At 67.8% G+C, this 23,023-nt stretch carries 21 protein-coding genes; 14 read left to right on the top strand and 7 right to left on the bottom strand.

The genetic code is table 11. From position 1 onward, the window contains the following. Window positions 1–480: 480 nt before the first annotated feature. The 4 genes from BLA15945_RS06345 (at window position 481) to BLA15945_RS06330 (ending at window position 6,341) form a co-directional block, all read left to right on the top strand. Window positions 481–1,221: a gluconate 2-dehydrogenase subunit 3 family protein gene (locus BLA15945_RS06345; protein WP_174991814.1), complete on the top strand. Its 741-nt coding sequence runs from the start codon at window positions 481–483 to the stop codon at window positions 1,219–1,221. Next, on the top strand, window positions 1,221–2,999 hold the full coding sequence (locus tag BLA15945_RS06340) for a GMC family oxidoreductase (RefSeq protein ID WP_059240737.1): 1,779 nt from the start codon (window positions 1,221–1,223) through the stop codon (window positions 2,997–2,999). The genes BLA15945_RS06345 and BLA15945_RS06340 overlap by 1 nt, the downstream gene beginning before the upstream one ends. After that, window positions 2,996–4,417: a c-type cytochrome gene (locus BLA15945_RS06335; RefSeq protein WP_059240736.1), complete on the top strand. Its 1,422-nt coding sequence runs from the start codon at window positions 2,996–2,998 to the stop codon at window positions 4,415–4,417. The genes BLA15945_RS06340 and BLA15945_RS06335 overlap by 4 nt, the downstream gene beginning before the upstream one ends. Window positions 4,418–4,625: 208 nt before the next feature. Next, window positions 4,626–6,341 carry a cation:proton antiporter domain-containing protein gene (locus BLA15945_RS06330; RefSeq protein ID WP_059240735.1) on the top strand — a complete coding sequence of 572 codons (1,716 nt, stop codon included), beginning with the start codon at window positions 4,626–4,628 and terminating at the stop codon, window positions 6,339–6,341. Window positions 6,342–6,435: 94 nt separating this feature from the next. Here BLA15945_RS06330 and BLA15945_RS06325 read toward each other — a convergent pair whose 3' ends face one another. The 4 genes from BLA15945_RS06325 to BLA15945_RS06310 all read right to left on the bottom strand — a co-directional run bounded on the left by BLA15945_RS06325 (window position 6,436) and on the right by BLA15945_RS06310 (window position 11,051). Next, window positions 6,436–7,200: an SDR family oxidoreductase gene (locus BLA15945_RS06325; RefSeq protein WP_174991813.1), complete on the bottom strand. Its 765-nt coding sequence runs from the start codon at window positions 7,198–7,200 to the stop codon at window positions 6,436–6,438. 19 nt (window positions 7,201–7,219) lie between these two features. Beyond that, window positions 7,220–8,215, bottom strand: a complete 996-nt coding sequence (locus BLA15945_RS06320) for an arabinose ABC transporter substrate-binding protein (RefSeq protein ID WP_174991812.1) — start codon at window positions 8,213–8,215, stop codon at window positions 7,220–7,222. Window positions 8,216–8,393: 178 nt separating this feature from the next. Further along, on the bottom strand, window positions 8,394–10,289 hold the full coding sequence (locus tag BLA15945_RS06315) for a peptidoglycan D,D-transpeptidase FtsI family protein (protein WP_174991811.1): 1,896 nt from the start codon (window positions 10,287–10,289) through the stop codon (window positions 8,394–8,396). 417 nt (window positions 10,290–10,706) lie between these two features. Further along, window positions 10,707–11,051 carry a DUF3564 family protein gene (locus tag BLA15945_RS06310; RefSeq protein ID WP_059240731.1) on the bottom strand — a complete coding sequence of 115 codons (345 nt, stop codon included), beginning with the start codon at window positions 11,049–11,051 and terminating at the stop codon, window positions 10,707–10,709. Between the two features lie 649 nt (window positions 11,052–11,700). Between BLA15945_RS06310 and BLA15945_RS06305 the strand changes: the two genes are divergently transcribed. After that, on the top strand, window positions 11,701–12,912 hold the full coding sequence (locus BLA15945_RS06305; protein WP_059240730.1) for an SDR family oxidoreductase: 1,212 nt from the start codon (window positions 11,701–11,703) through the stop codon (window positions 12,910–12,912). A gap of 55 nt (window positions 12,913–12,967) precedes the next feature. On the opposite strand, the gene hpaR is transcribed toward BLA15945_RS06305, so the two are convergent. Next, on the bottom strand, window positions 12,968–13,408 hold the full coding sequence (gene hpaR / locus BLA15945_RS06300) for a homoprotocatechuate degradation operon regulator HpaR (RefSeq protein WP_034179682.1): 441 nt from the start codon (window positions 13,406–13,408) through the stop codon (window positions 12,968–12,970). 152 nt (window positions 13,409–13,560) lie between these two features. On the opposite strand from hpaR, the gene BLA15945_RS06295 reads away from it, so the two are divergent. From BLA15945_RS06295 to hpaI, 7 genes are read left to right on the top strand one after another with little or no spacing between them, the layout of a single operon-like run. Next, complete coding sequence (locus BLA15945_RS06295) at window positions 13,561–14,250, top strand: fumarylacetoacetate hydrolase family protein (protein WP_174991810.1); 690 nt, start codon at window positions 13,561–13,563, stop codon at window positions 14,248–14,250. Beyond that, window positions 14,247–15,011 (top strand): fumarylacetoacetate hydrolase family protein, encoded by a 765-nt coding sequence (locus tag BLA15945_RS06290; RefSeq protein ID WP_174991809.1) that lies wholly within the window; start codon window positions 14,247–14,249, stop codon window positions 15,009–15,011. The genes BLA15945_RS06295 and BLA15945_RS06290 overlap by 4 nt, the downstream gene beginning before the upstream one ends. 22 nt (window positions 15,012–15,033) lie before the next feature. Beyond that, entirely contained in the window at window positions 15,034–16,497 is a 1,464-nt protein-coding gene (hpaE, locus tag BLA15945_RS06285) for a 5-carboxymethyl-2-hydroxymuconate semialdehyde dehydrogenase (protein WP_174991808.1), read from the top strand. Between the two features lie 45 nt (window positions 16,498–16,542). Further along, on the top strand, window positions 16,543–17,391 hold the full coding sequence (hpaD, locus tag BLA15945_RS06280; protein ID WP_059240726.1) for a 3,4-dihydroxyphenylacetate 2,3-dioxygenase: 849 nt from the start codon (window positions 16,543–16,545) through the stop codon (window positions 17,389–17,391). 35 nt (window positions 17,392–17,426) lie between these two features. Next, window positions 17,427–17,819 carry a 5-carboxymethyl-2-hydroxymuconate Delta-isomerase gene (locus BLA15945_RS06275; RefSeq protein WP_059240725.1) on the top strand — a complete coding sequence of 131 codons (393 nt, stop codon included), beginning with the start codon at window positions 17,427–17,429 and terminating at the stop codon, window positions 17,817–17,819. Window positions 17,820–17,839: 20 nt separating this feature from the next. Next, window positions 17,840–18,643, top strand: a complete 804-nt coding sequence (gene hpaH / locus BLA15945_RS06270) for a 2-oxo-hept-4-ene-1,7-dioate hydratase (protein ID WP_059240724.1) — start codon at window positions 17,840–17,842, stop codon at window positions 18,641–18,643. 12 nt (window positions 18,644–18,655) lie between these two features. Then, window positions 18,656–19,462, top strand: a complete 807-nt coding sequence (gene hpaI / locus BLA15945_RS06265; protein ID WP_059240723.1) for a 4-hydroxy-2-oxoheptanedioate aldolase — start codon at window positions 18,656–18,658, stop codon at window positions 19,460–19,462. A 64-nt stretch (window positions 19,463–19,526) separates the two neighbouring features. Here the strand turns inward: hpaI and BLA15945_RS06260 are convergent, their stop codons facing one another. Next, a complete protein-coding gene (locus BLA15945_RS06260) occupies window positions 19,527–20,318 on the bottom strand; it encodes an AraC family transcriptional regulator (RefSeq protein WP_059240722.1) in 792 nt (263 codons plus the stop codon). A gap of 95 nt (window positions 20,319–20,413) precedes the next feature. Between BLA15945_RS06260 and BLA15945_RS06255 the strand changes: the two genes are divergently transcribed. Beyond that, window positions 20,414–20,665 carry a hypothetical protein gene (locus BLA15945_RS06255; RefSeq protein ID WP_174991807.1) on the top strand — a complete coding sequence of 84 codons (252 nt, stop codon included), beginning with the start codon at window positions 20,414–20,416 and terminating at the stop codon, window positions 20,663–20,665. Window positions 20,666–20,711: 46 nt separating this feature from the next. Next, window positions 20,712–21,674: a quinone oxidoreductase family protein gene (locus BLA15945_RS06250; RefSeq protein WP_174991806.1), complete on the top strand. Its 963-nt coding sequence runs from the start codon at window positions 20,712–20,714 to the stop codon at window positions 21,672–21,674. A gap of 137 nt (window positions 21,675–21,811) precedes the next feature. Here BLA15945_RS06250 and BLA15945_RS06245 read toward each other — a convergent pair whose 3' ends face one another. Beyond that, window positions 21,812–22,903 carry a porin gene (locus BLA15945_RS06245; RefSeq protein ID WP_174991805.1) on the bottom strand — a complete coding sequence of 364 codons (1,092 nt, stop codon included), beginning with the start codon at window positions 22,901–22,903 and terminating at the stop codon, window positions 21,812–21,814. Window positions 22,904–23,023 lie beyond the last annotated feature (120 nt).

Genomic DNA, 23,023 nt, shown 5'->3' with positions numbered 1-23,023 from the left:
CGCTTGTGATCCCGCCATCCTTGCCCATTCCGGCTTCCGGATTTTTCAATTGTTGCGAATTTCGATGCATTGAATTGCATTGATCCCCCTCGTAATGGAACCGGTTCCATATATAATTCGCGGCACTCGTCGCCGGACCCGAAAGAGGGTCGTGCACGTTGCGCTTGCTGTCGGCAAACGCGACGTCTAAGTTGAATGAGGGTCATGGGCGATGAGGGGCAGATGCAGGCCGATGCCGGCATTTGTCAGACGATAAGGCTCGCGAAGAGGCCGATCCGCGCAGCGCCGCCGGAACCGGCGCGATGTGCGGCTGCATGAAGGCGCCGTTGCAGATAGCGCGGCGGGCGCCCGCATCGAGGTTGTTCGCAACACACGAAAGAACAGGACGGCCGGCCGCGCGCGGCATGGCTGCCATGCCGGACATGCCGCATGCGGAGTGCGCGCGTCCGGACCCCGATCCCCAACGATCAACATCCGACCATGTCCACGCCACCTGACAAACCCAACTCGCGCCGCCGTTTCCTGCGCACGTCGGTCGCGCTCGTGCCGATCGCGTCGGTCGCGGGTTGCGACCTGCGCTCGTCGTCGCAATCCGCGACGACGGCCGGCAACGCGCCCGCCGCATCGGCCAACGCCGAACGCGCCCCGTACAAGCCGACCTTCTTCGATGCGAAGGAGTGGGCGTTCGTCCAGGCCGCCGTCGACCGGCTGATCCCGGCCGACGCCGAAGGCCCCGGCGCGCTCGAATCGGGCGTGCCCGAATTCATCGACCGCCAGATGGAGACGCCGTATGCGCACGGCGCGACGTGGTACATGCAGGGGCCGTTCCAGCAGGGCGTACCCGAACTCGGCTACCAGATGAAGCTGGTGCCGCGCGACATTTACCGGCTCGGCATCGCGGCGGTCAACCGCTATTGCGAGAAGGCGCACGGCAAGGCGTTCGCGGATCTCGACGCACCGGCGCGCGACGCGGTGCTCGGCGCGCTGGAGAAGGGCGGCGCGCAGATCGACGACGTGCCGCCCGGCGTGTTCTTCGGCCAGTTGCTGCAGAACACGCGGGAAGGCTATTTCTGCGACCCGGTGCATGGCGGCAATCGCGACATGGCCGCGTGGAAGATGATCGGCTTTCCGGGCGCGCGCGCCGACTTCATGGATTTCGTCAACCAGAGCGGCAAGGCCTATCCGTACGGCCCCGTCTCGATCAACGGGGAGCGCAGCTGATGGCCGCAGAGAAAAAACCGCATGTCGATGCGGTGATCGTCGGCTTCGGCTGGACCGGCGCGATTCTCGCGAAGGAACTGACCGAAGCGGGCCTGAAGGTCGTCGCGCTCGAGCGCGGCGAATATCGCGACACCTATCCGGACGGCGCGTATCCGAACACGATCGACGAGCTGACCTACAACATCCGCAAGAAGCTGTTCCTCGACCTGTCGAAGACGACCGTGTCGATCCGCCACGGCCTGCAGGACACCGCGCTGCCGTACCGGCAGCTCGCCGCGTTCCTGCCGGGCGAAGGCGTCGGCGGCGCGGGGTTGCACTGGTCGGGCGTGCATTTCCGGATCACGCCGGAAGAGCTGCGCCTGCGCAGCCACTATGAAGAGCGCTACGGCAAGAAGTTCATCCCCGAAGGGATGACGATCCAGGATACCGGCGTGACCTACGACGAGCTCGAGCCGTATTTCGACTTCGCCGAGAAGGTGTTCGGCACGTCGGGTCAGGCGTACAAGGTCGGCGGCAAGGTGGTCGGCGACGGCAACGTGTTCGAAGCGAACCGCAGCGACAACTTCCCGCTGCCCGCACAGCTCAATACGTATTCGGCGCAGCGCTTCTCCGATGCCGCCAAGTCGCTCGGCCTGCATCCGTACCGGCTGCCGTCGGCGAATACGTCGGGCCCGTACACGAACCCGTACGGCGTGCAGATGGGCCCGTGCAACTTCTGCGGCTATTGCAGCGGCTACGCGTGCTACATGTACTCGAAGGCGTCGCCGAACCTGAACATCCTGCCCGCGCTGAAGCAGGCGCCGAACTTCGAGCTGCGCTCGAAGTGCCACGTGCTGCGCGTCGATCTCGACGACACGAAGAAGCGCGCAACGGGCGTGACCTACGTCGATCCGGCCGGGCGCGAAGTGCACCAGCCGGCCGATCTCGTGATCGTGGCCGCGTTCCAGTACCACAACGTGCACCTGCTGCTGCTGTCGGGCATCGGCAAGCCGTACGATCCGGTCTCGGGCGAGGGCGTCGTCGGCCGCAATTTCGCGTACCAGAACCTGTCGACGATCAAGGCATTCTTCGACAAGGACACCTACACGAACCCGTTCATCGGCGCGGGCGGAAACGGCGTCGCGGTGGACGATTTCAACGCGGACAACTTCGACCACGGCCCGCTCGGCTTCGTCGGCGGCTCGCCGCTGTGGGTGAACCAGGCCGGCGTGAAGCCGATCAGCGGCATCGCCACGCCGCCCGGTACGCCGCAGTGGGGCTCGGCGTGGAAGAAGGCCGTCAAGGACAACTACGCGCACACGATTTCGATGGACGCGCACGGCACCAACATGTCGTATCGCGACGTCTATCTCGACCTCGATCCGACCTATCGCGATTCGTACGGCCAGCCGCTGTTGCGGATGACGTTCGACTGGAAGGACAACGACATCAAGATGGCGCAGTACGTGACCGGGCAGATGAAGAAGATCGCGGAAGCGATGGGGCCGAAGGCAATCGGCGTGTCGACGCGCGAGTTCGGCAAGCACTTCGATTCGCGTGCGTACCAGACGACTCACCTCGTCGGCGGCGCGATCATGGGCACCGACCCGAAGACGAGCGTGCTGAACCGCTACCTGCAGTGCTGGGACGTGCACAACGTGTTCGTGATGGGCGCGTCCGCGCTGCCGCAGGGCATCGGCTACAACCCGACCGGGATCATCGCGGCGCTGGCCTACTGGTCGGCACGTGCGATCCGCGAGCAATACCTGAAGAATCCTGCCCCGCTGGTGACCGTATGAAGAGGACGATGAACTCCCTCGCCACGCGCCGTATGTCCCCGTTGTGGCGCGCACTGGCGGCCGGTGCGAGCTGGGCCGTGTTCGGCCTGGCCGGCACGACGGCCTTCGCGCAACCGGCGGCGCCCGCCGCGGCTTCCGGCCCGGCGGCTGCACCGGTGGCCCAGTCCGCCGACGCGAACCTGATCAAGCGCGGCGAATACCTCGCGCGCGCCGGCGACTGTATCGCGTGCCACACCGCGAGCGGCGGCAAGCCGTTCGCGGGCGGGCTGAAGTTCGACACGCCGATCGGCGGCATTTACTCGACGAACATCACGCCGGACCCGAAGACGGGCCTCGGCGGCTGGACCTACGAGGACTTCACGCGTGCGGTGCGCGAAGGCGTGCGCAAGAACGGCGACACGATGTATCCGGCGATGCCGTTCCCGTCGTACGCGCGCGTCACCGACGACGACATGAAGGCGCTGTACGCGTACTTCATGCACGGCGTCGCGCCCGTCGAGCACGAGAACCGCGCCGTCGACATCGTGTGGCCGCTGTCGATGCGCTGGCCGCTCGGCATCTGGCGCAAGATGTTCGCGCCGACGCCGAAGCCGTTCGATGCGGCGCCGTACACCGATCCGGTGGTCGCGCGCGGCGCGTATCTCGTGCAGGGCCTCGGCCACTGCGGCGCGTGCCACACGCCGCGCGCGCCGACGATGCAGGAGCGCGGGCTGACCGACGCGGACGGCCCGGACTTCCTGGCTGGCGGCGCGGCGATCGACGGCTGGGTGCCGACGAGCCTGCGCGGCGAGCCGCGCACGGGCCTCGGCTCCTGGAACGAAGCGGAGATCGTGCAGTTCCTGAAGACGGGCCGCACGCTGCGCACGGCCGCATTCGGCGGGATGACGGACGTGGTCGGCCACAGCATGCAGCACATGACCGACGGCGACCTGAACGCGATCGCGCGCTACCTGAAGACGCTGCCGCCGCGCGTGCAGGGCGAGCAGCCGCACGTGTACGATGCGGCCGCCGCGAAGGCGCTGCAGACCGGCGATGCGAGCAAGCCGGGCGCGGCCGTCTATCGCGACAACTGCATGGCCTGCCACCGCAGCGACGGCCACGGCTACACGCGCGTGTTCCCGGCGCTGGCCGGCAACCCGGTCGTGCAGGGCGACGATCCGACCTCGCTGATCCACGTCGTACTGGAAGGCAGCGCGCTGGAGGGGACGCGCACCGCGCCGTCGACCTTCACGATGCCGCCGTTCGGCTGGCGCCTGTCGGACCAGGAAGTCGCGGACGTGTCGAACTTCGTGCGCACGAGCTGGGGCAATACCGGCGCGCCGGTGACGGCCGCGCAGGTCGCGAAGGTGCGCAAGAGCGTGCCGTCGACGCGGCCCGAACCGCCGCCGGGCGCGCGGTTCCCGCAAGCGTCGCGTTGACGCCGGCGGCGGGGCCCCGGCCCCGCCAGCCCGGCCCGTTTCAGGGCGCCGGCCGCGACGTGCGGCGCCTGCCGTTCCGCCGGGGTTGCACCCCGCAAAGGCACGCCGCCGCGTGATATTTTCGTGGCCGCGCGCCATTCTTCCGCCTCATCCCTTATCCTCTCACTCTTGAACCTTACTAAATAGTTACAAGAACTTGGGAGGGGGGATGCCTCATGACGTCAGCCTGATTGCGTTGCTCGCGGCCGGTTTCGGTCTCGCGATGATCTTCGGTTACCTCGCGTCGCTGCTGAAAATGCCGCCGCTCGTCGGCTATCTGCTCGCCGGGATCGTGATCGGCCCCGGCACGCCCGGTTTCGTCGGCGACCTGTCGCTCGCGCAGCAGCTCGCGGAAGTGGGCGTGATGCTGCTGATGTTCGGCGTCGGCCTGCATTTTTCGCTCGGCGATCTCCTCGCGGTGCGCAAGATCGCGCTGCCGGGCGCCGTCGTCCAGATTACCGTCGCGACGCTGCTCGGCGGCGGGCTCGCGCTCACGTGGGGCTGGAGCCTCGGCGCGGCGCTCGTGTTCGGGCTCGCGTTGTCGGTCGCGAGCACCGTCGTGCTGTTGCGCGCGCTGGAAGGGCGCGGGCTCGTCGAGACGGTCAACGGGCGCATCGCGGTCGGCTGGCTGGTCGTCGAGGATCTCGTGATGGTGCTCGTGCTGGTGCTGCTGCCGCCCGTCGCGGGGCTGCTCGGCGGCACGCCGCCCGGCGATACGCAGGCGGCCGGCGGCAGCGTGTGGGGCACGCTCGGCGTCACGATGCTGAAGGTCGCGGCATTCATCGCGCTGATGCTGGTGGTCGGCAAGCGCGTGTTCCCGCGCATTCTGTGGCTCGTCGCGCGCACCGGTTCGCGCGAGCTGTTCACGCTGTGCATGATCGCGGCCGCGGTCGGCATCGCGTTCGGCGCGGCGAAGCTGTTCGACGTGTCGTTCGCGCTCGGCGCGTTCTTCGCCGGGATGATGATGCGCGAGTCGGAATTCAGCCGGCGCGCGGCCGACGAGACGCTGCCGCTGCGCGACGCGTTCTCGGTGCTGTTCTTCATCTCGGTCGGCATGCTGTTCGACCCGAAGGTGCTGCTCGACGAGCCGCTGCACGTGATCGAGGTCGCGGCGATCGTGCTGGTCGGCAAGACGCTCGCGGCCGTCGCGCTCGTGATTGCGTTCCGCTATCCACTGAACACCGCGCTGACGGTCGGCGCGGGCCTCGCGCAGATCGGCGAATTCTCGTTCATCCTCGCGGGGCTGGGCCGGGCGCTCGGGCTGCTGTCGGCCGAGGGGCAAAGCCTGATTCTCGCGGTCGCGCTGATCTCGATCGCGATGAACACGCTGCTGTTCGCGATGATCGACCCCGCACTCGCATGGATCCGCAAGCATTCCGCGTTCGCGCGCAAACTCGAGGCGCGCGACGATCCGCTCGCCGCGCTGCCGATGTCGACGCCGCAGACGCACCTGACCGGGCAGGTCGTGATCGTCGGCTACGGCAAGGTCGGCACACGGATCGCACATGCGCTGGACGAGCGCGGGATCGCGTACGTCGTCGTCGAGCAGAATCGCGAACTCGTCGAGAAGCTGCGCGCGGACGGCATTGCGGCCGTATCGGGCGACGCGATCGAGCCGATCGTGCTCGTGCAGGCGCATATCGCGCGCGCCGGGATGCTGGTCGTCACGCTGCCCGACGTGTTCGATGTGCGGCAGATCGTCGAGATCTCGCGCACGCTCAACCCGACGCTCGAGGTCGTGCTGTGCACGAACAGCGGCGACGAGGCCGCGCTGCTGTCGCATGAAGGAATCGGCACCGTATTCATGGGCGAGACCGAACTCGCACGCGGGATGACCGAGCACGTGCTCGGCCGGATGGTGAAGCCGGTCGCGGCCGCGCACTGATGGCGCGCGGCATCGCGCCGCATATCGGGCCGCGTATCGGGCACGGCGCGGCGGCCCGGGCGGCCGCTGGCCCTGCGGGCCGCTTCACGATCGCTCAGTAAAACGTCTCGAGCGTCAGTTCCTGCGCCATCACGCGATTGCCGGCCAGCAGGCCGCCGTCCACCGGCAGCGCGACGCCGGTGATGATCCGCGCGGCCGGCGAGCACAGGAACAGCGCGGCCTGCGCGACGTCGTCGGGCGTCGCGAAATCGTCGAGCGGATACCACTTCCTCAATTGCTCGAACACCTGCGGGTTGCGCTGCACGCGCGCTTCCCAGGCGGGCGTCTTCACCGTGCCCGGCAGCACGATGTTCGCGCGCACGCCGTCGCGGCCGTATTCGATCGCGAGTGATTTCGTGTAGCTGATCAGCCCGGCCTTCGCCGCGCTGTAGGCCGGATGCCCGAGCGCGTGCACGCCGTTCACCGAACCGATGATCGCGATCGCGCCGCGCCGGTTCGCGCGCATGCCGGGCAGCACGGCCTCGACGCTCACGTAAGTGGCCGTCAGGTTCGCATCGAGATCGGTGCGCCAGCTGGCGGGCGTCGTGTCGCGCAGCGTGGTCGATGCGGCCGTGCCCGCGTTCGCGACCAGCACGTCGGCCGGCGGATGGGCTTCGAGCACCGAGCGCAGCCGTTCGGCGTCGGTCAGGTCGTCGACGACCGGTGTCGCGCGCGCGTCGCCGAGCGTATCGATGAAGCGGTCCAGCGCCGCGCGGTCGCGATCGAGCGCGAGCACGCGGTCGCCGGCAGCAAGAAAGGTACGGCACAGCGCCTGGCCGATGCCGCCGGCGGCGCCCGTCACGAGGGTAGTGCGTGTCATGTCGGCTCCTGGTGCAGGCTCACAGGCCGAGCGCGGCGCGCGCCTGCTTCTCGTTGTCGCGCGTGATCAGCGTGCCGGACGTCAGCACGAGCGGCGGCGGCGCCTGGTTCTTCGTGATCCAGTCATACATGTCGATGCTCGTCTGGTAGCCGTGCTGGCGCGGATTCAGCAGGATCGAACCGTAGAAACCGGTCGGTTTCGGCTTCGCGAATTCGTTGAGCGCGACCTGGCTGCCGTTGATGCCGACCGCGACCATCGCGTCCGCGCCGATCCCGCGCCCCTCGGCGGCGCGCACTGCGCCGACCGTCGTATCGTCGTTCGAGCCGAACGCGACCCAGCGCTTGAAGTTCGCATGCTTGGTGAGCGCGATGTTAGCCGCGTTGAACGCGCCTTCGGTATCGGCTGTCATTTCGGGCGCGTCTATCACGTTCGCGGCCGGAAATCCGGCGGCCTTCAACGCATCGACCGCGCCGGCCGTGCGTTCGCGCGCGGTCGGCAACTGGTCGTAGGCAATCCGGATAATGCCCACTTCGGCCGGGTTCCAGCCGCGCCGCCTGGTCTCGTCGGCGATCGCCTGACCAACCTGCTGGCCGATCTTGTACGCGGAGATGCCCATGTGCGGCACGCCCGGGAGCGGCGCGCCGTGGCCGTCGACGAGCTGGTCGTCGACCGACATCAGCTTCATCCCCGCGCGTTTCGCTTTTGCCGCGATGCCGGGGCCGAGCTTCACGTCGGGCGCGCAGACGATCACGCCTTGCGCCTTCTGCGCGGTGAGGCTGTCGAGCGCGGTCGATACTTTCTCGCCGCTCGGCGTCGCGATCTTGATCAGCGTGAAGTGCTTTTCCTTCGCGGCCTGCTCGGCGAAGCGCCATTCGTCCTGGAACCACGGATCGTCCGGCTGTTTGACGAGGAAGCCGATTTTCACGTCGGTGGCATCGGCGGCCCGGGCCGGGGCGCCGCCCAGCAGCGTGACGCTCGCGGTAGCCAGCACGAGCGTTTTCCAGTGGAATCGCATGCGTCTCTCTCCGTTTTTGTAGTCGGGCGCGCAGGCAAGGCCGCCTGCGGCGCGCAAAAATTGTAGGAGGACGCGGCGGGAACGCTCAAATAATGCGGCGCATTCCTAGAAAGTGGGATGAAAGCGGGGGCGAGGAGGGAGCGGGCGACGCGCATGCAGCATCGCCCGAGCGGCTTCTTCAGCTTGCGGCAGCAGTCTTCGCCGGCGCAGCCGTCGCAGCGTGCGCGGCCGTCCTGAGCGGGGCCGGTTTCTGCGAGACGGCCGTCCTGGCCGGGGCCGCCGCCTTCGGCGCAGCCACCGTCTTCTGCGGCGCAGCAGCCTTCGCCGGCGCATTCTTCTCGGGCTCGACGGGTGCATCGGGCGGCACGCCGAGCAGTTGCAGCGAGCCGCTCGTGACCGACGCGAATACCGGGCCGGCCACCGTGCCGCCGTAGTAGCCCTTGCCGCGCGGCTCGTCGATCATCACCGCGACGATCAGGCGCGGGTTGCTCATCGGCGCCATCCCCGCGAACAGCGCGCGGTACTTGCCCTTTGCATAGGTCGCGCCAACCTGCTTGCGCGCGGTACCGGTCTTGCCGCCGATCCGGTAGCCGTCGACGCGCGCGCGGCGCCCCGTGCCGCCTTCGCCGACCGCCATCTCGAGCATCGAGCGGATCGACGCGGCCGTCTGCGGCGACGTCACGCGGTGGCCGCGATGCGCGTCGATCGTCTGCTGGTCGGTGCCGTTCTTCAGCAGCGACACCGGGTGCAGCGTGCCGTCGCCCGCATAGGCCGTGTAGGTCTGCGCGATCTGCAGCAGCGACATCGACAGCCCGTAGCCGTACGCCATCGTCGCCTGCTCGATCGGCCGCCAGCGCTTGTAGCCGCGCAGCCGGCCCGACGCGACACCCGGGAACGTCAGTTCCGGCGCGCGGCCGATCCCGTACTCCTGGTATTTGTTCCAGATCGTTTCGGCGGGCAGGTTCAGTGCGAGTTTCGCGAGCGCGACGTTGCTCGACTTCTGCAGCGCCTGCGAGACGGTCAGCGACCCGTGGTTCGACGTGTCGTGAATCACGGCCGGGCCGATCTTGTAGGTGCCCGGCGACGTGTTGATGATCGTGTTCGGCGTGACCTTGCGTTCGTCGATCGACAGCGCGACGACGAGCGGCTTGATCGTCGAGCCCGGCTCGAACGTGTCGATCACCGCGCGGTTGCGCAATTGCTGGCCGGTGAGGCGCGCGCGGTCGTTCGGGTCGAAAGTCGGGTAGTTCGCGAGCGCGAGGATTTCGCCGTTCTGCGCGTCGAGCACGACGACGCTGCCGGCCTCCGCGTTGTTCTCGACCACGGCCGCCTTGAGCTGGCTGTACGCGAGCTGCTGGATCCGGCGGTCGATCGTCAGTTCGATCGTCGCGCCGTGCTGCGCGGGGACGAGCGGGCGCGTATCCGACACGATGCGGCCGAGCCGGTCGCGGATCACTTCGCGCTGCCCGGACGTGCCTTGCAGGCGGGCGTTCGCCGCGAGCTCGACGCCTTCCTGGCCCTTGTCCTCGACGTTCGTGAAGCCGACCACGTGCGCGGCCGATTCGCCTTCGGGATAGAAGCGCTTCGAATCGGCGATCTGCGTGATGCCGTCGATCGCGAGCTTGTCGAGGCGGCCCGCGGTATCGGCGTCGACCTGCCGCTTGAGGAGCACGAAGGTCTTCTCGTTGCCGAGCCGCCGCTTCACCTCGACGAGCGGCATGTCGAGCAGCTTCGCGATCTGCGGGTAGTCGGTATCGGCGACCTGTTTCGGGTTCGCCCAGATTTCATAGGTCGACAGGCTGACCGCGAGCATCGCACCGTTGCGGTCGACGATGCGCCCGCGCATTGCATCCAGCTCGATCGTGCGCTGGTAGCGCTTCTGGCCCTGGCCGACGTAGAAATCCTGGTTCGCGACCTGCACCCAGAAAGCCCGCGCGATCAGCGCGGCGAACGCGAGGAACACGATGACCACGATGAACCTCGAGCGCCACATCGGCAGGCGCGACGCGAGCATCGGATTCTTGGTCGCAGCCGCGTACGGATCGGCGGGGTGGGTCTTCTTTTTCACGCTCATGCAATGGCCGGGTCAGGCCGCCGGGCGGCGGCAAATCAGTCTGGATAATGCGATTGTAATAAATGAGTAAACACCGTGTGGGGAAAGTGTGTTCCGGCCCCGTGAAAAACGTTAAACGGCGATTCGGCCGTACGCGGAAACGGGGGCAGGAACGGCGCGGGGAACGCGGGATGTCGGTGCGGCGGCAGGCGATGAGGCGAGCGTCCGGCCGCGCGTCGATCCGCGTATGCGGATGCCGGCGCCGGTCGATCGCGGCCGTCGGCGCAGCGCGATCAATTGCCCGGGCCTCGATTATTTCTTTATGCCAGAAAATGAAAAACGCCCCGAAAAGGGGCGTCGTTAATACTGAATATCGAAATGAATATTACCGAGACCGGAATAAACCCGAAAACCGCAGACGATTCACGTCAATAAATCCTAGCGTGCAACGGAAATGAATTCGCGGTATTCCGGCTGGGTCGTGCAGCGATCGATTTCCTGCAGCCGCCACGCACCGGCATGATCGCCGGCGAGCACGGCGGGGCCCTGTTCGCGCTGGGTCGCGTCGAACGACAGCCCCTTCAACTGGCACACGGCGTTCCCGCTGTCGGCCGCGCAGAGCGCCATTGCGCCCTCGACGTCGCGGACCTTGCCCCAGGTCGGAAGATCGATGCCCTGATGTGCCTCGCGCGACCACAGCCCCTCGTCGGTGTCGACCCACAGTACCGCGAAGGAATGCCGGGTTGCCGATTCGCTGCCATTAATCCGAATGGTGAGGCGCATTGTGATCGTCTCCTAGAAAATGACACATTGGACCGTTTTGACTTGATCAGTCTAGATAGACTGGTGTGAAACGCAAGTGTTAATCCGCAATAAGTCCGTATTGAGTCTATTGCGGTTTCAGATGAAAAGACGTCTGACGATTCGTGGTCATTCCGGAGGCTTGCGCAGTGACGGGCATCACGGGCGGCCGTTCCGCCGATGCGCCCGTCGATGGTGCGCGAGACATGGGATGACATGGCGGCGGGGCGCGTCGATCTGTCGCGCGCGATGTGCCGCCGGACACGGTGCCGACGGATGCGGCAAGACCGGGCCCGGACGCTGCCCGGACGGATGTTTCAGCGTGTTGACGGTGCGGCCGGCCTGACACACTCCGACAATCGCGTACAAATCGGCACACTTTCACGAAACTTTCGGGACAGACTTGCATTCGGTCGGGCCCCACACTGGGAACTTCCCGATCCGGTGCCGCGGACGCCCGTCCGCGGCGGCTGCCGCCGCCTCGTGCCAGAGCGCGATCGACGCGATCGCAGGCCGCACGCCCGATCGGGGCTGCCAGGGCGCGCGTCAGCCCCGGCCCGGCCGGTGTGCCGTGCGCAGCCCGCAACCGCGGGTGCCGCGCCGCCCGGCCGATTCTTCGAAGGAGACTATCGTGCTGATCTGGAAAACCGCGTTGTCGCTTAACTGGCGGACGAGCCTCGTGTCGCCGGCCAGCGCACCGGTCGCGGCGGCGAACGTCGGACGGCTGGTGCTGACCGGCGCGACCGGCTTCATCGGCAGTACCGTGCTGACGGCGCTCGTGAATGCTGGGCTGCTCGACCGCATCGTCTGCGTCGTGCGTGCGCAGGACCGCGGCCATGCGGTCGCGCGGCTGCGCGAAGCGGCATTGCGCGCCGGGCTCGCGCCGTATTGGGCATCGCGTCTGACCGACGCGAACGTGATCGTCGGTGCGCTCGGCGACGTATGGCGCGGCGCCGATGCACCGCGCCTCGCCGGCGCGACGCATGTGATTCACTGCGCGGGCCATGCATCGCCCGCAGACGGCGCGCACCTGCAGGCCGACATCGCCGATGCGGTGCACTTCGCCGAACGCTTTGCACGCGCGCCGCGCCTGCAGCGCTTCGTGTACGTCGGCACGGCCTATGCGCATGCGGGCCGCGGCGGGATCGTGCAGGAGGAAGCGATGGGCGACGCGTTGAACGACACGGCGCACAACGACGAAGGCCTGCCGGGCGCGGTGCTCGCGGCCGGCTACCTGCACGCGAAGGCGGAAACGGAGCAGCGCCTGCGCGCGCTCGGGCTGCCGCTCGTCGTCGTGCGGCCGTCGCACGTGGTCGGCCATACGGTGCTCGGCACGCGGCCTGCGCCGAATTCGTTCTGGATGTTCCGGCTGGCGCATGCCGCGCGCCGCTTCACCGCGCGGCCGATGACGCGCATCGACATCGTGTCGGTGGACGACGTGGCGCGCGCGACGATGCTGCTGGCCGTGAAGCCGACGCTCGCGCACGACGTCTATCACGTGTCGGCCGGCGACGAGGCGCCGCAGGTCGCGCAGATCGTGCGCGCGATGGACGAGGCGGCGGGGATGACGGGGGCGCCGCGCTACGCGGCGTGCGCGCCGGCCGAACTGCCGCTCGTGGTGCGCGATGTGCTCGGGCGGCCCGATCCGGCGCTCGAGCGCGTGATCGGCCGGGCGCTGCAGCGCTGCGGGGAATTCGCGACGGTCGATCGCGTGTTCGACAACCGCCGCGTACGCGACGAAATCGATTTCGAGCCGTTGCCGTTCATCGATTACGTCGAGGAATGCATGCGCACGTCGCGTGGCGTCGCCGTGACCGAGCTGATGCGCGGCGCGGTGCACTGACCGCCCGCACCGGGCCGGTGCCCGTTCCCGTGCGTGACGGGAGCGGGCGCCGCCATCACGCGTTGCCGCCGAGCTCGATGAGCCGGTCGAGCGCGCGGTAGATGTCTTCGAGGCCGTCCTGGCCGAAGCGCGACTCGAGCTGCCGGTATTGCTCGTCGATGCGCGGACCGATTTCCGTCACCAGTTTCCTGCTTTGCGGCGTCAGGCTGACCAGCAGCCGGCGCTGATCTTCCTGCGCGCGCGTGCGCGTGATCAGGCCGTCGCGCTCCATCCGTTCCAGCACGCCCGTGAGGCTCGGGCTCAGGATGCAGCAGCGCCTGGCGATCTGTCCTGCTTCGAGCGCATGCGCCGGTTCGCCGTCGAGCACGCGGATGATCCGCCATTGCTGTTCGGTCAGCGCGAATTCCTTGAGAATGGGGCGAAACAGACCCATCAGCGTTTCGCGGGCCTCGAGCAGCAGCATGGCCAGGTTGCGATGGTCGAGCGTACGGTTCATCGGGGTGGGTAGAGGACGGGGACGCATCAATCTTAACAGCCGAAGGTGATGAATTTCGCATCTCAGGGTAATCGAGGTTGCCAGCGCCCGATTGTTTACTTAAGATGTTAACTATTGACGATGCGCCGCGACGCGCGGCAGGGGAATGACGCATGGAGCTGTCTTGCACGACCGCCGCGGCACCGCCGTTGCCGGTCGCCATCGGTACCGTCTACGGGGCGCTGCTCAACGAGCGCGCGGCGCTCGACGCGCTCGGCGATGCCGTGAACGCACCGCCTTACGGCCGCCCGCCGCAGGCGCCGATCCTGTATATCAAGCCTGCCAACACGCATGCGGCCGACGGTGCGGCCGTCGTCGTGCCGGCCGGCGTCGATGCGCTCGAGATCGGCGCATCGGTGGCCGTCGTGTTTGCCCGGCGCGCGACGCGCGTGCCGGCCGAGCAGGCGCTCGACTACGTGCACGGTTTCACGCTCGCGAGCGACGTCTCGGTGCCGCATCCCGATTACTACCGTCCGGCCGTGCGCTTCAAGTGCCGTGACGGCTTCTGCCCGCTGGGCCCGGCCATCGTGCCGGCCGCCGCGCTCGGCGATGTCGACGCGATCGGCCTGACCGTGTGGATCGACGGCGAGGTGGCGGTGTCCGGATCGACCGCGACGCTGGTCCGCCCGGTGCGCGAGCTGATCGCCGAGGTGACGGCGTTCATGTCGTTCGACGAGGGCGACGTGCTGTTGCTCGGCGTCGCGGGCGGCGCACCGCGCGCCCGCGCGGGCAGCACGATCGAGATTTCAGCCGCCGGCATCGGCACGCTGCGGCATACGCTGGTTGCGGAGGAAGCACGATGAAGACGGCGCGCGTGATCTACAACGGCGCACTGCATGCGGCCGAACCGGCCGGCGACGGCATGATCCGCCTCGATACGGGGCGCACGGTCGCCGAGGACGTGGTGGCGTGGCTGCCGCCCGTCGCGCCGCGCACGACGTTCGCGCTCGGCCTGAACTATGCCGACCACGCGAAGGAACTCGCGTTCAAGGCGCCGAGCGAGCCGCTGATCTTCCTGAAGGGGCCGAACACGTTCGTCGGCCACCGATCGCGCACCGTGCGCCCGGCGGACGCGACGCACATGCACTACGAGTGCGAACTGGCCGTCGTGATCGGCCGGCCCGCGCGCAACGTGGGCCGCGCGCAGGCGATCGACTACGTGGCCGGCTATACGGTCGCGAACGACTACGCGATCCGCGACTATCTCGAGAACTACTACCGCCCGAACCTGCGCGTGAAGAACCGCGACACCTGCACGCCGCTCGGGCCGTGGTTCGTCAGCCGCGACGAGATCGGCGACGCAGGCGACCTGATGCTGCGCACGACCGTGAACGGCCAGGAGACGCAGCGCGGCAGCACGCGCGACATGATTTTCGACGTGCCGGCGCTGATCGAGCACATCAGCGGTTTCATGACGCTCTCGCCGGGCGACCTGATCCTGACCGGCACGCCCGAGGGGCTGGCGGACACGAAGCCGGGCGACGAGGTCGTGACCGAGATCGAAGGGATTGGCCGGCTCGTGAACACGATCGTCGGCGAAGCAGACTACTATCGCGCCGGCTGAGCCCGTCGCCCAAGGAGAGCACATGACCATCAAGCACTGGATCGGCGGCCGCGAAGTGGAGAGCCGCGAAACCTTCACGACGCTGAACCCCGCGACGGGTGACGTCATCACCGACGTCGCGTCGGGCGGCGAGGTCGAGGTCGACGCGGCCGTGCGCGCGGCGAAGGAAGCGTTTCCGAAATGGGCGAACACGCCCGCGAAGGAGCGCGCGAAGCTGATGCGCAAGCTCGGCGAGCTGATCGAGAAGAACGTGCCGATGCTCGCGGCGCTGGAGACGCAGGACACGGGCCTGCCGATCGCGCAGACGAGCAAGCAGCTGATTCCGCGTGCGTCCGAGAACTTCAACTTCTTCGCGGAAGTATGCGTGCAGATGAACGGCCGCACGTATCCGGTCGACGACCAGATGCTGAACTACACGCTGTACCAGCCGGTCGGCGTGTGCGCGCTGGTGTCGCCGTGGAACGTGCCGTTCATGACCGCGACGTGGAAGACGGCGCCGTGCCTCGCGCTCGGCAACACGGCCGTGTTGAAGATGTCGGAACTGTCGCCGCTGACGGCCGACCAGCTCGGCCGGCTCGCTCTTGAAGCCGGCATTCCGCCCGGCGTGCTGAATGTCGTGCAGGGCTATGGCGCAACCGCCGGCGACGCGCTCGTGCGGCATCCGGACGTGCGCGCGGTGTCGTTCACCGGCGGCACCGTCACCGGCAAGCGCATCATGGAGCGTGCCGGTCTCAAGAAGTATTCGATGGAGCTGGGCGGCAAGTCGCCGGTGCTGGTCTTCGACGACGCCGATTTCGATCGCGCGCTCGACGCGTCGCTGTTCACGATCTTCTCGATCAACGGCGAACGCTGCACCGCCGGTTCGCGGATCTTCGTGCAGCGCACGATCTACGATCGCTTCGTGCAGGAATTCGCGCGCCGCGCGAACAACCTGGTGGTGGGCGATCCGGCCGATCCGGGCACGAATCTCGGCGCGATGATCACGCGCCAGCACTGGGAGAAGGTGACGGGCTATATCCGCATCGGCGAGCAGGAAGGCGCGCGCGTGGTTGCGGGCGGCGCGGACAAGCCGGCCGGGCTGCCCGACCATCTGCGCAACGGCAACTTCGTGCGTCCGACCGTGTTCGCCGACGTCGACAACCGGATGCGTATCGCGCAGGAAGAGATCTTCGGGCCGGTCGCCTGCATCATCCCGTTCGAGGACGAAGACGACGGGCTGCGGCTCGCGAACGACACGGCGTACGGCCTCGCGTCGTACATCTGGACGCAGGACGTCGGCAAGGTGCATCGTCTGGCACGCGGGATCGAGGCCGGCATGGTGTTCGTGAACAGCCAGAACGTGCGCGATCTGCGCCAGCCGTTCGGCGGCGTGAAGGAGTCGGGCACCGGGCGCGAAGGCGGCGAATACAGTTTCGAGGTGTTCGCGGAGATCAAGAACGTGTGCATCTCGATGGGTTCGCATCACGTCCCGCGCTGGGGCGTGTGACGGGCGCGGGTCGAGTCGCTGCAAAGACCATACGGAGACTAAACGATGGGCAAATTGTCCCTCGCCGCGAAAATCACGCACGTGCCGTCGATGTACCTGTCGGAGTTGCCCGGCAAGCATCACGGCTGCCGTGAGGCGGCGATCCGCGGCCACCAGCTGATCGGCGAGCGCTGCCGTGCGCTCGGCGTCGACACGATCGTCGTGTCGGACGTGCACTGGCTCGTCAACGCGGGCTATCACGTGAACTGCAATGCCCGGTTCTCGGGCACCTACACGAGCAACGAGCTGCCGCATTTCATCCGCGACATGCAGTACGCGTATCCGGGCAATCCGGCGCTCGGCCGGCTGATCGCCGAGACGGCGACCGGGCGCGGCATCGCGACGCGCGCGCACGAGATCGACAGCCTCGAACTCGAATACGGCACGCTGGTGCCGATGCGCTACATGAACGCCGACCAGCATTTCAAGGTCGTGTCGATCGCCGGCTGGTGCATGTGGCACCAGCTCGACGAAAGCCGCCGCTTCGGCGAGGCGCTGCTCGAAGCGATCGAGCAGAGCGATTCGAACGTCGCGTTTCTCGCGAGCGGTTCGCTGTCGCACCGCTTCAACGACAACGGCAGCCCCGAGGAATCGATCCACCAGATCAGCCGCGAATTCTTCCGGCAGGTCGACCTGCGCGTGGTCGAGCTGTGGAAGCAGGGCGATTTCAAGACCTTCTGCGCGATGCTGCCCGAGTACAACACGCACTGCCACGGCGAAGGCGGGATGCACGATACGGCGATGCTGCTCGGGCTGCTCGGCTGGGACCGCTACGACAAGCCCGTCGAGATCGTCACCGACTATTTCGCGAGTTCGGGCACCGGGCAGATCAACGCGATCTTCCCGCTGTCCTGAGCGCCGCGCACCCGACATCCGACCGGAGGTTTTCCATGCCACACATCGTCGTCGAATACACCGCGAACATCCGCGACGACGCGCGCATTCCCGCGCTGCTGCGCACGATCAACGCGACGCTGATCGCGCAGGGCGGCGTGTTCCCGACCGGCGGCATCCGTTCGCGCGCGATCGAACTGCAGGACTACTGCGTCGCCGACGGCACGGAGGACGACGCGTTCGTCCACGTGACGCTGAAGATCGGCTCGGGCCGCACCGACGCGCAGAAGAAGGCCGCGTGCGACGCGCTGTTCGACGCGATCAAGCTGCATTTCGCCGAACTGTACGCGCAACGCACCCTCGCGCTGTCGATGGAACTGACCGAGTTCAGCGAAAGCGGCTCGTACAAGCACAACAACATTCACGCCCGCTACAAGCGGGCCGGCTGAACCCCATTCCCGATCCGACCATGCTCGAACCCGCCATCATCGACCAGCTCGCGCAGCGTCTGCACGACGCCGAGCGCGAGCGCAAGCAGATCCGCCAGATCTCGCTCGACCATCCCGACATCACGATCGACGACGCGTATGCGATCCAGCGCGCGTGGGTGACCCTCAAGCTCGCGGAAGGCCGCACGCTGAAGGGGCACAAGATCGGCCTGACGTCGAAGGCCATGCAGAACACGTCGCAGATCGACGAGCCCGACTACGGCGCACTGCTCGACGACATGTTCTTCGAAGACGGCGGCACGATCCCGACCGGCCGCTTCATCGTGCCGCGCGTCGAGGTCGAGCTCGCGTTCGTGCTCGGCAAGCGGCTCACCGGCCCGAACTGCACGATCTTCGACGTGTACGACGCGGTCGACTACGTCGTGCCGGCGCTCGAGATCATCGACGCGCGCAGCCAGTCGATCGACCCCGATACGAAACGGCCGCGCAAGGTGTTCGACACGATCGCCGACAACGCGGCGAACGCGGGCGTCGTGATCGGCGGCCGGCCGGTGCGGCCGCAGGACGTCGACCTGCGCTGGGTCGCGGCGATCATGTCGCGCAACGGCGTGGTCGAGGAAACGGGGGTCGCGGCCGGCGTGCTGAACCATCCGGCGAACGGCGTCGCGTGGCTCGCGAACCGGCTGTCGCGCTTCGACGTCGCGCTGGAACCCGGGCAGATCGTGCTCGGCGGCTCGTTCACACGGCCGTGCGCGGCGCGCTCGGGCGACACGTTCAGCGTCGACTACGGCCCGCTCGGGACGATCCAGTGCTATTTCGAGTGAGGTGAGCGAACGATGCAGATTCCGTCGAATGTGTTCAAGGCCGCGCTGGCACGCGGCGATGCGCAGGTCGGGCTGTGGCTCGGGCTCGCGAATCCGTACAGTGCCGAAGTCGTCGCGGGCGCCGGTTTCGACTGGCTGCTGATCGACGGCGAGCATGCGCCGAACACGGTGCCGACGATCCTCGCGCAGCTGCAGGCGATCGCGCCGTACCCGTCGCATCCGGTCGTGCGCGTGCCGTGGAACGATCCGGTGATCGTCAAGCAGGTGCTCGACCTCGGCGCGCAGACGCTGCTCGTGCCGATGGTGCAGAGCGCCGACGAAGCGCGCGCGGCCGTGGCCGCGACACGTTACCCGCCGCACGGGATTCGCGGCGTCGGCAGTGCGCTGGCGCGTGCGTCGCGGTGGAATCGTGTCGGCGACTATCTGCATCGCGCGAACGACGAAATGGCCGTGCTCGTGCAGGTCGAGACGCGGGCGGGGCTCGATGCAATCGATGCGATCGCGCGGGTCGAGGGGGTCGACGGCGTGTTCATCGGGCCGGCCGATCTCGCCGCCGACCTCGGGCATCTCGGCAATCCGGGGCATCCGGACGTGCAGGCCGCGATCGACGGCGCGATCCGGACGATCAAGGCGGCCGGCAAGGCGCCGGGCATACTCAGTGCCGATGAAACGGCCGCGCGGCGTTACCTGGCAGCGGGTGCGCGGTTCGTCGCGGTCGGTGTCGATACGACGCTGCTCGCGAGAAGCGCGGAGCGGCTGGCCGCGCAGTTCAAGGGGAACGGCGGGGAGGCCGTGAAGCAGGGCGACGGCACGTATTGACGCGGCGGCGGGAGGCAGGGTTCGACCTGTCGAACGGTCCGCCTTCCGCCGTGCATCGCTGCACTTATTCTTCCGTGCGCCGTCCCGCCTCCATATATCTTCCCGGCGTCGTTCCCAGCGCACGCCGGAACATGTCGATGAATGCGCTCACGTTGTCGTACCCGAGATCGAGCGCGATCGTCGTCACCGGCACGCCGTCGGCAATGCGCTCCAGCGCCCGCAGCAGCCTGGCCTGCTGACGCCACTGCGCGAACGTCAGCCCCGTTTCGGCGACGAAGCGGCGGCTCATCGTCCGTGCGCTGATGCCGGCCCATTCGGCCCATTCCTCCAGCCGCCGGTTGTCCGCGAGATCCGCGGCCAGCGCATCGGTGATCTTCACGAGCCGCGGATCCTGCGGCCGTACCAGCCCCAGCGCCTCGACCTCCGACGCCGCGATTTCATCGAGGATCACGTCGGCGATCCGCGTCTGCGCGGCGTCCAGTTCCGAATCGCCCCAGCTTGCCGCGCGCTGCACGGCTTCGCGCAGTAGCGGCGTCGTGCGGAGCGCGCGCGGCGTGGCCGGCAGCGCCGCGCAGCGCGCCTCGGCGATGAACGCCGACCAGCCGGCAATCGGCCCGAACGAGCGCAGCGAATGCCGGCAATGCGGCGGAATCCAGATCGCGTGGATCGCCGGCACGACCCAGTCCTGATCGTCGAGACCGATCGTCACCAGCCCGCTCAGCGCGCCGACGAGCTGGCCGCGCGCATGCGAATGCGCGGCTGTCACGCGCGGGTCGCGTTGCGACAGCACGGCGGCGACCACGAACGGGCCGTCGTCGGACGTGATGAATCGGGCGGGCAGGAGCGGATCGGACATGGCCGGAAATCGGTATCGAATGGCAGTTATACCGGAGATCGGCCGGCTTCGCACGCCTACACTGCGTCCATCGATGACAACCGGAGTACGACGCGATGCGAGCCGAACAGATGCTTCCCGACCAGGTCGACCAGATTGAAACCGGCGGAACGACGATCCGCAAGGGCACCGTCGGCGCGTTCCTGGTCAACGCGCGTGTGTTGATCGACCCGAGCGCAGCACCCGCCGACCGGGCGCGCGCGGAGGCCGACGCGATCGACGCGTTGCCCGCACTGCGGGCGCTCGGCCTGTTCGACGTGCTCGAAGTCCGCGATCCCGCGCTGCGCGCATGGCTCGACGCACGCTGATGCGCACCGGATCAGTCGATCGAGATCCCCGATTCAAGGAGTCACCATGAAAGCAGCAGTCGTGACGGGCGCCGGCGAGCGTCCCGTTCATATGGAATTCGATGCGCCGCACGCGATGCCGGGCCACCGCCTGATCGACGTGACGGCGTCGGCATTGAGCCGGATCGCGCAGGCGCGTGCGTCCGGCCAGCATTACTCGTCGGACGGACGCTATCCGTTCGTCGTCGGCGTCGACGGTGTCGGCCGCCTCGACGATGGTCAACGCGTCTACTTCTTCGGCGCTGCCGCGCCGTTCGGCGCGCTGGCCGAACGCACGATCGCGCCCGATACGCAGTGCGTGCCGTTGCCGGATACGCTCGACGACGTCACGGCTGCGGCGATTGCGATTCCCGGGATGTCGTCGTGGGCGGCGCTGACCGAACGCGCGCGGCTCGTCGCGGGCGAGACGGTGCTCGTCAATGGCGCAACCGGGACGTCGGGGCGGCTGGCGGTGCGGATCGCGAAACATCTCGGCGCCGCAAAGGTGATCGCGACGGGCCGCAACGCGGCGGTGTTGCAGGGGCTACTGAATGCAGGTGCGGATGCCGTCGTGTCGTTGCAGCAGGACGACGCACATCTGGCACGGGCGCTCGAACCGCATTTCCGTGAAGGCGTGGATGTCGTGCTCGACTATCTGTGGGGGGCCAGCGCGCAGACGCTGCTGGTTGCCGCCGCGAAGGCGACGCCTGATGGTCGGCGGCTGCGTTTCGTGCAGATCGGCTCGATCGGCGGTGCGGACGTGTTGCTGCCGGGCGCGGTACTGCGTGCGACTGCCATTGAACTGATGGGCAGCGGCCTCGGCAGCGTGTCGCTGCCGCGCTTGCTGGCGTCGGTGCGCGGCGTGTTCGATGCGGCCGGGCCGGCGGGTTTCGCGATCGGCACGCGCACGGTGCCGCTGTCGGCGGTTGGCGAGCACTGGAGCGAAGCAAACAGTCTCGTGCGCCCGGTGTTCACGATGCACAGTGAGTGAGCGGCGTATCGAAACGCCGCCAGCCGGAGACGGCGCGGGGTGGCGAGCTGCGCGGCAGCGATCGGCCGTTCGCCGTCATGCCGCCGCGCGTGGCGTGAAGAACGGGCGGCCGACCGCTGCCGCCCGTCGAGCCGGCGTCAGAACCGCTGCTGAATCCCCGCCGTGACACCGACCTGCGTGGTGCCGTAGCCCGCGAAATCGCGCGACACGCCGACCTTCTGGTCATGTTTCGCGATCGCGAACGCGCCTGCCGCGTAAAGCACCGTGCGCTTCGACAGCGCGTAGTTCGCGCGCATCGACACCAGCGTCGGATCGGCATCGCTGCCCCCCTTGATGTTCTGGTGATAGACGGCCGCGATCAGCGAGAACGCCGGCGTGAACTGATACGACCCGCCGAGCCAGACCGTGTCGCTCAACTGGTTCGCCGCCGTGGTGTGGAACGTGCGCTTGTAGTTGCGATAGCCGGCCATCGTCTTCAGGTTGCCGAAGTCGTAGCTCAGGCCCGCGTGGATGCCCTGGATATAGTTGACGGTATCGGCCGGCGTGACGCTGTCGGCCGCGCCGTTCTGCCGGTCGAACGTGACGACCGCCGCGAACGGGCCTTTCTCGTAGCCGACCGCGAAGTCGTATTTCGAGCTGGTCTTCATGCTGCCCGGCACGTTGCCGAAGCCGTACATCGCGCCGAACTTGAAGCCGCTGAACTCGCCGTCGTAGCGCACCGCGTTCGACGAGCGCGTGAACATGCCGTCCTTGCGGCCGCCCGTCGCCATCGACGACGTGGCCCACGAATAGTTCTGCGCGTAACCCATCGGGTCGAACGGCAGCATGTAGTCGTACGTGACGGTGTAGTTGCGGCCGAGCGTGAGTTCGCCCCATTTGCTTTTCAGGCCGACCGTCGCGCGGCGCGCGAAGATCGAGTCGGGGCCGTCGTCGAATGCGCCGTTCGCGAGGTCGATCCCGCTTTCGAGGCGGAACACGGCCTTCAATCCGCCGCCGAGATCCTCGACGCCGCGCAAGCCCCAGCGCGACGTGTTCTTGTTGCCCGACTTGAGCTTGACCGAGCTGCCGCCTTCCGGCGCCGCATGGTTCGTGTATTCGATGCCGGCGTCCATGATCCCGTACATCGTGACCGACGACTGCGCGTGCGCGGCGCCTGCCGCGAGGCCGGCGACGGCGGCCGATCCGGTCAGGACGGCGGCGCGAAGGGAGCGTTCTGCGCGTGACTTCATTGACGGTGTCTCCTTGTTTCTTGTGGGTGGGGTGAAACGGGGGCGGCGCGCAACCGGCCGCGGCGGACGCGGCCAGGCGTCCGCCGGACAGGCGTGTCATCGCATGGCGGGATGCGCGCG

This window comes from Burkholderia arboris (genome assembly GCF_902499125.1).
In the GTDB taxonomy this organism is placed as follows: Bacteria; Pseudomonadota; Gammaproteobacteria; order Burkholderiales; family Burkholderiaceae; genus Burkholderia; species Burkholderia arboris.
Note: the sequence above shows the minus strand (reverse complement) of the source record. Positions and strands in the feature narration are given on the sequence as shown.

Excerpts from the sequence above, each read along its gene's own strand:
- BLA15945_RS06345 (WP_174991814.1), top strand. The coding sequence starts at position 481 with ATGTCCACGCCACCTGACAAACCCAACTCGCGCCGCCGTTTCCTGCGC.
- BLA15945_RS06340 (WP_059240737.1), top strand. The coding sequence starts at position 1,221 with ATGGCCGCAGAGAAAAAACCGCATGTCGATGCGGTGATCGTCGGCTTC.
- BLA15945_RS06335 (WP_059240736.1), top strand. The coding sequence starts at position 2,996 with ATGAAGAGGACGATGAACTCCCTCGCCACGCGCCGTATGTCCCCGTTG.
- BLA15945_RS06330 (WP_059240735.1), top strand. The coding sequence starts at position 4,626 with ATGCCTCATGACGTCAGCCTGATTGCGTTGCTCGCGGCCGGTTTCGGT.
- BLA15945_RS06325 (WP_174991813.1), bottom strand. The coding sequence starts at position 7,200 with ATGACACGCACTACCCTCGTGACGGGCGCCGCCGGCGGCATCGGCCAG.
- BLA15945_RS06320 (WP_174991812.1), bottom strand. The coding sequence starts at position 8,215 with ATGCGATTCCACTGGAAAACGCTCGTGCTGGCTACCGCGAGCGTCACG.
- BLA15945_RS06315 (WP_174991811.1), bottom strand. The coding sequence starts at position 10,289 with ATGAGCGTGAAAAAGAAGACCCACCCCGCCGATCCGTACGCGGCTGCG.
- BLA15945_RS06310 (WP_059240731.1), bottom strand. The coding sequence starts at position 11,051 with ATGCGCCTCACCATTCGGATTAATGGCAGCGAATCGGCAACCCGGCAT.
- hpaR (WP_034179682.1), bottom strand. The coding sequence starts at position 13,408 with ATGAACCGTACGCTCGACCATCGCAACCTGGCCATGCTGCTGCTCGAG.
- BLA15945_RS06295 (WP_174991810.1), top strand. The coding sequence starts at position 13,561 with ATGGAGCTGTCTTGCACGACCGCCGCGGCACCGCCGTTGCCGGTCGCC.
- BLA15945_RS06290 (WP_174991809.1), top strand. The coding sequence starts at position 14,247 with ATGAAGACGGCGCGCGTGATCTACAACGGCGCACTGCATGCGGCCGAA.
- hpaE (WP_174991808.1), top strand. The coding sequence starts at position 15,034 with ATGACCATCAAGCACTGGATCGGCGGCCGCGAAGTGGAGAGCCGCGAA.
- hpaD (WP_059240726.1), top strand. The coding sequence starts at position 16,543 with ATGGGCAAATTGTCCCTCGCCGCGAAAATCACGCACGTGCCGTCGATG.
- BLA15945_RS06275 (WP_059240725.1), top strand. The coding sequence starts at position 17,427 with ATGCCACACATCGTCGTCGAATACACCGCGAACATCCGCGACGACGCG.
- hpaH (WP_059240724.1), top strand. The coding sequence starts at position 17,840 with ATGCTCGAACCCGCCATCATCGACCAGCTCGCGCAGCGTCTGCACGAC.
- hpaI (WP_059240723.1), top strand. The coding sequence starts at position 18,656 with ATGCAGATTCCGTCGAATGTGTTCAAGGCCGCGCTGGCACGCGGCGAT.
- BLA15945_RS06260 (WP_059240722.1), bottom strand. The coding sequence starts at position 20,318 with ATGTCCGATCCGCTCCTGCCCGCCCGATTCATCACGTCCGACGACGGC.
- BLA15945_RS06255 (WP_174991807.1), top strand. The coding sequence starts at position 20,414 with ATGCGAGCCGAACAGATGCTTCCCGACCAGGTCGACCAGATTGAAACC.
- BLA15945_RS06250 (WP_174991806.1), top strand. The coding sequence starts at position 20,712 with ATGAAAGCAGCAGTCGTGACGGGCGCCGGCGAGCGTCCCGTTCATATG.
- BLA15945_RS06245 (WP_174991805.1), bottom strand. The coding sequence starts at position 22,903 with ATGAAGTCACGCGCAGAACGCTCCCTTCGCGCCGCCGTCCTGACCGGA.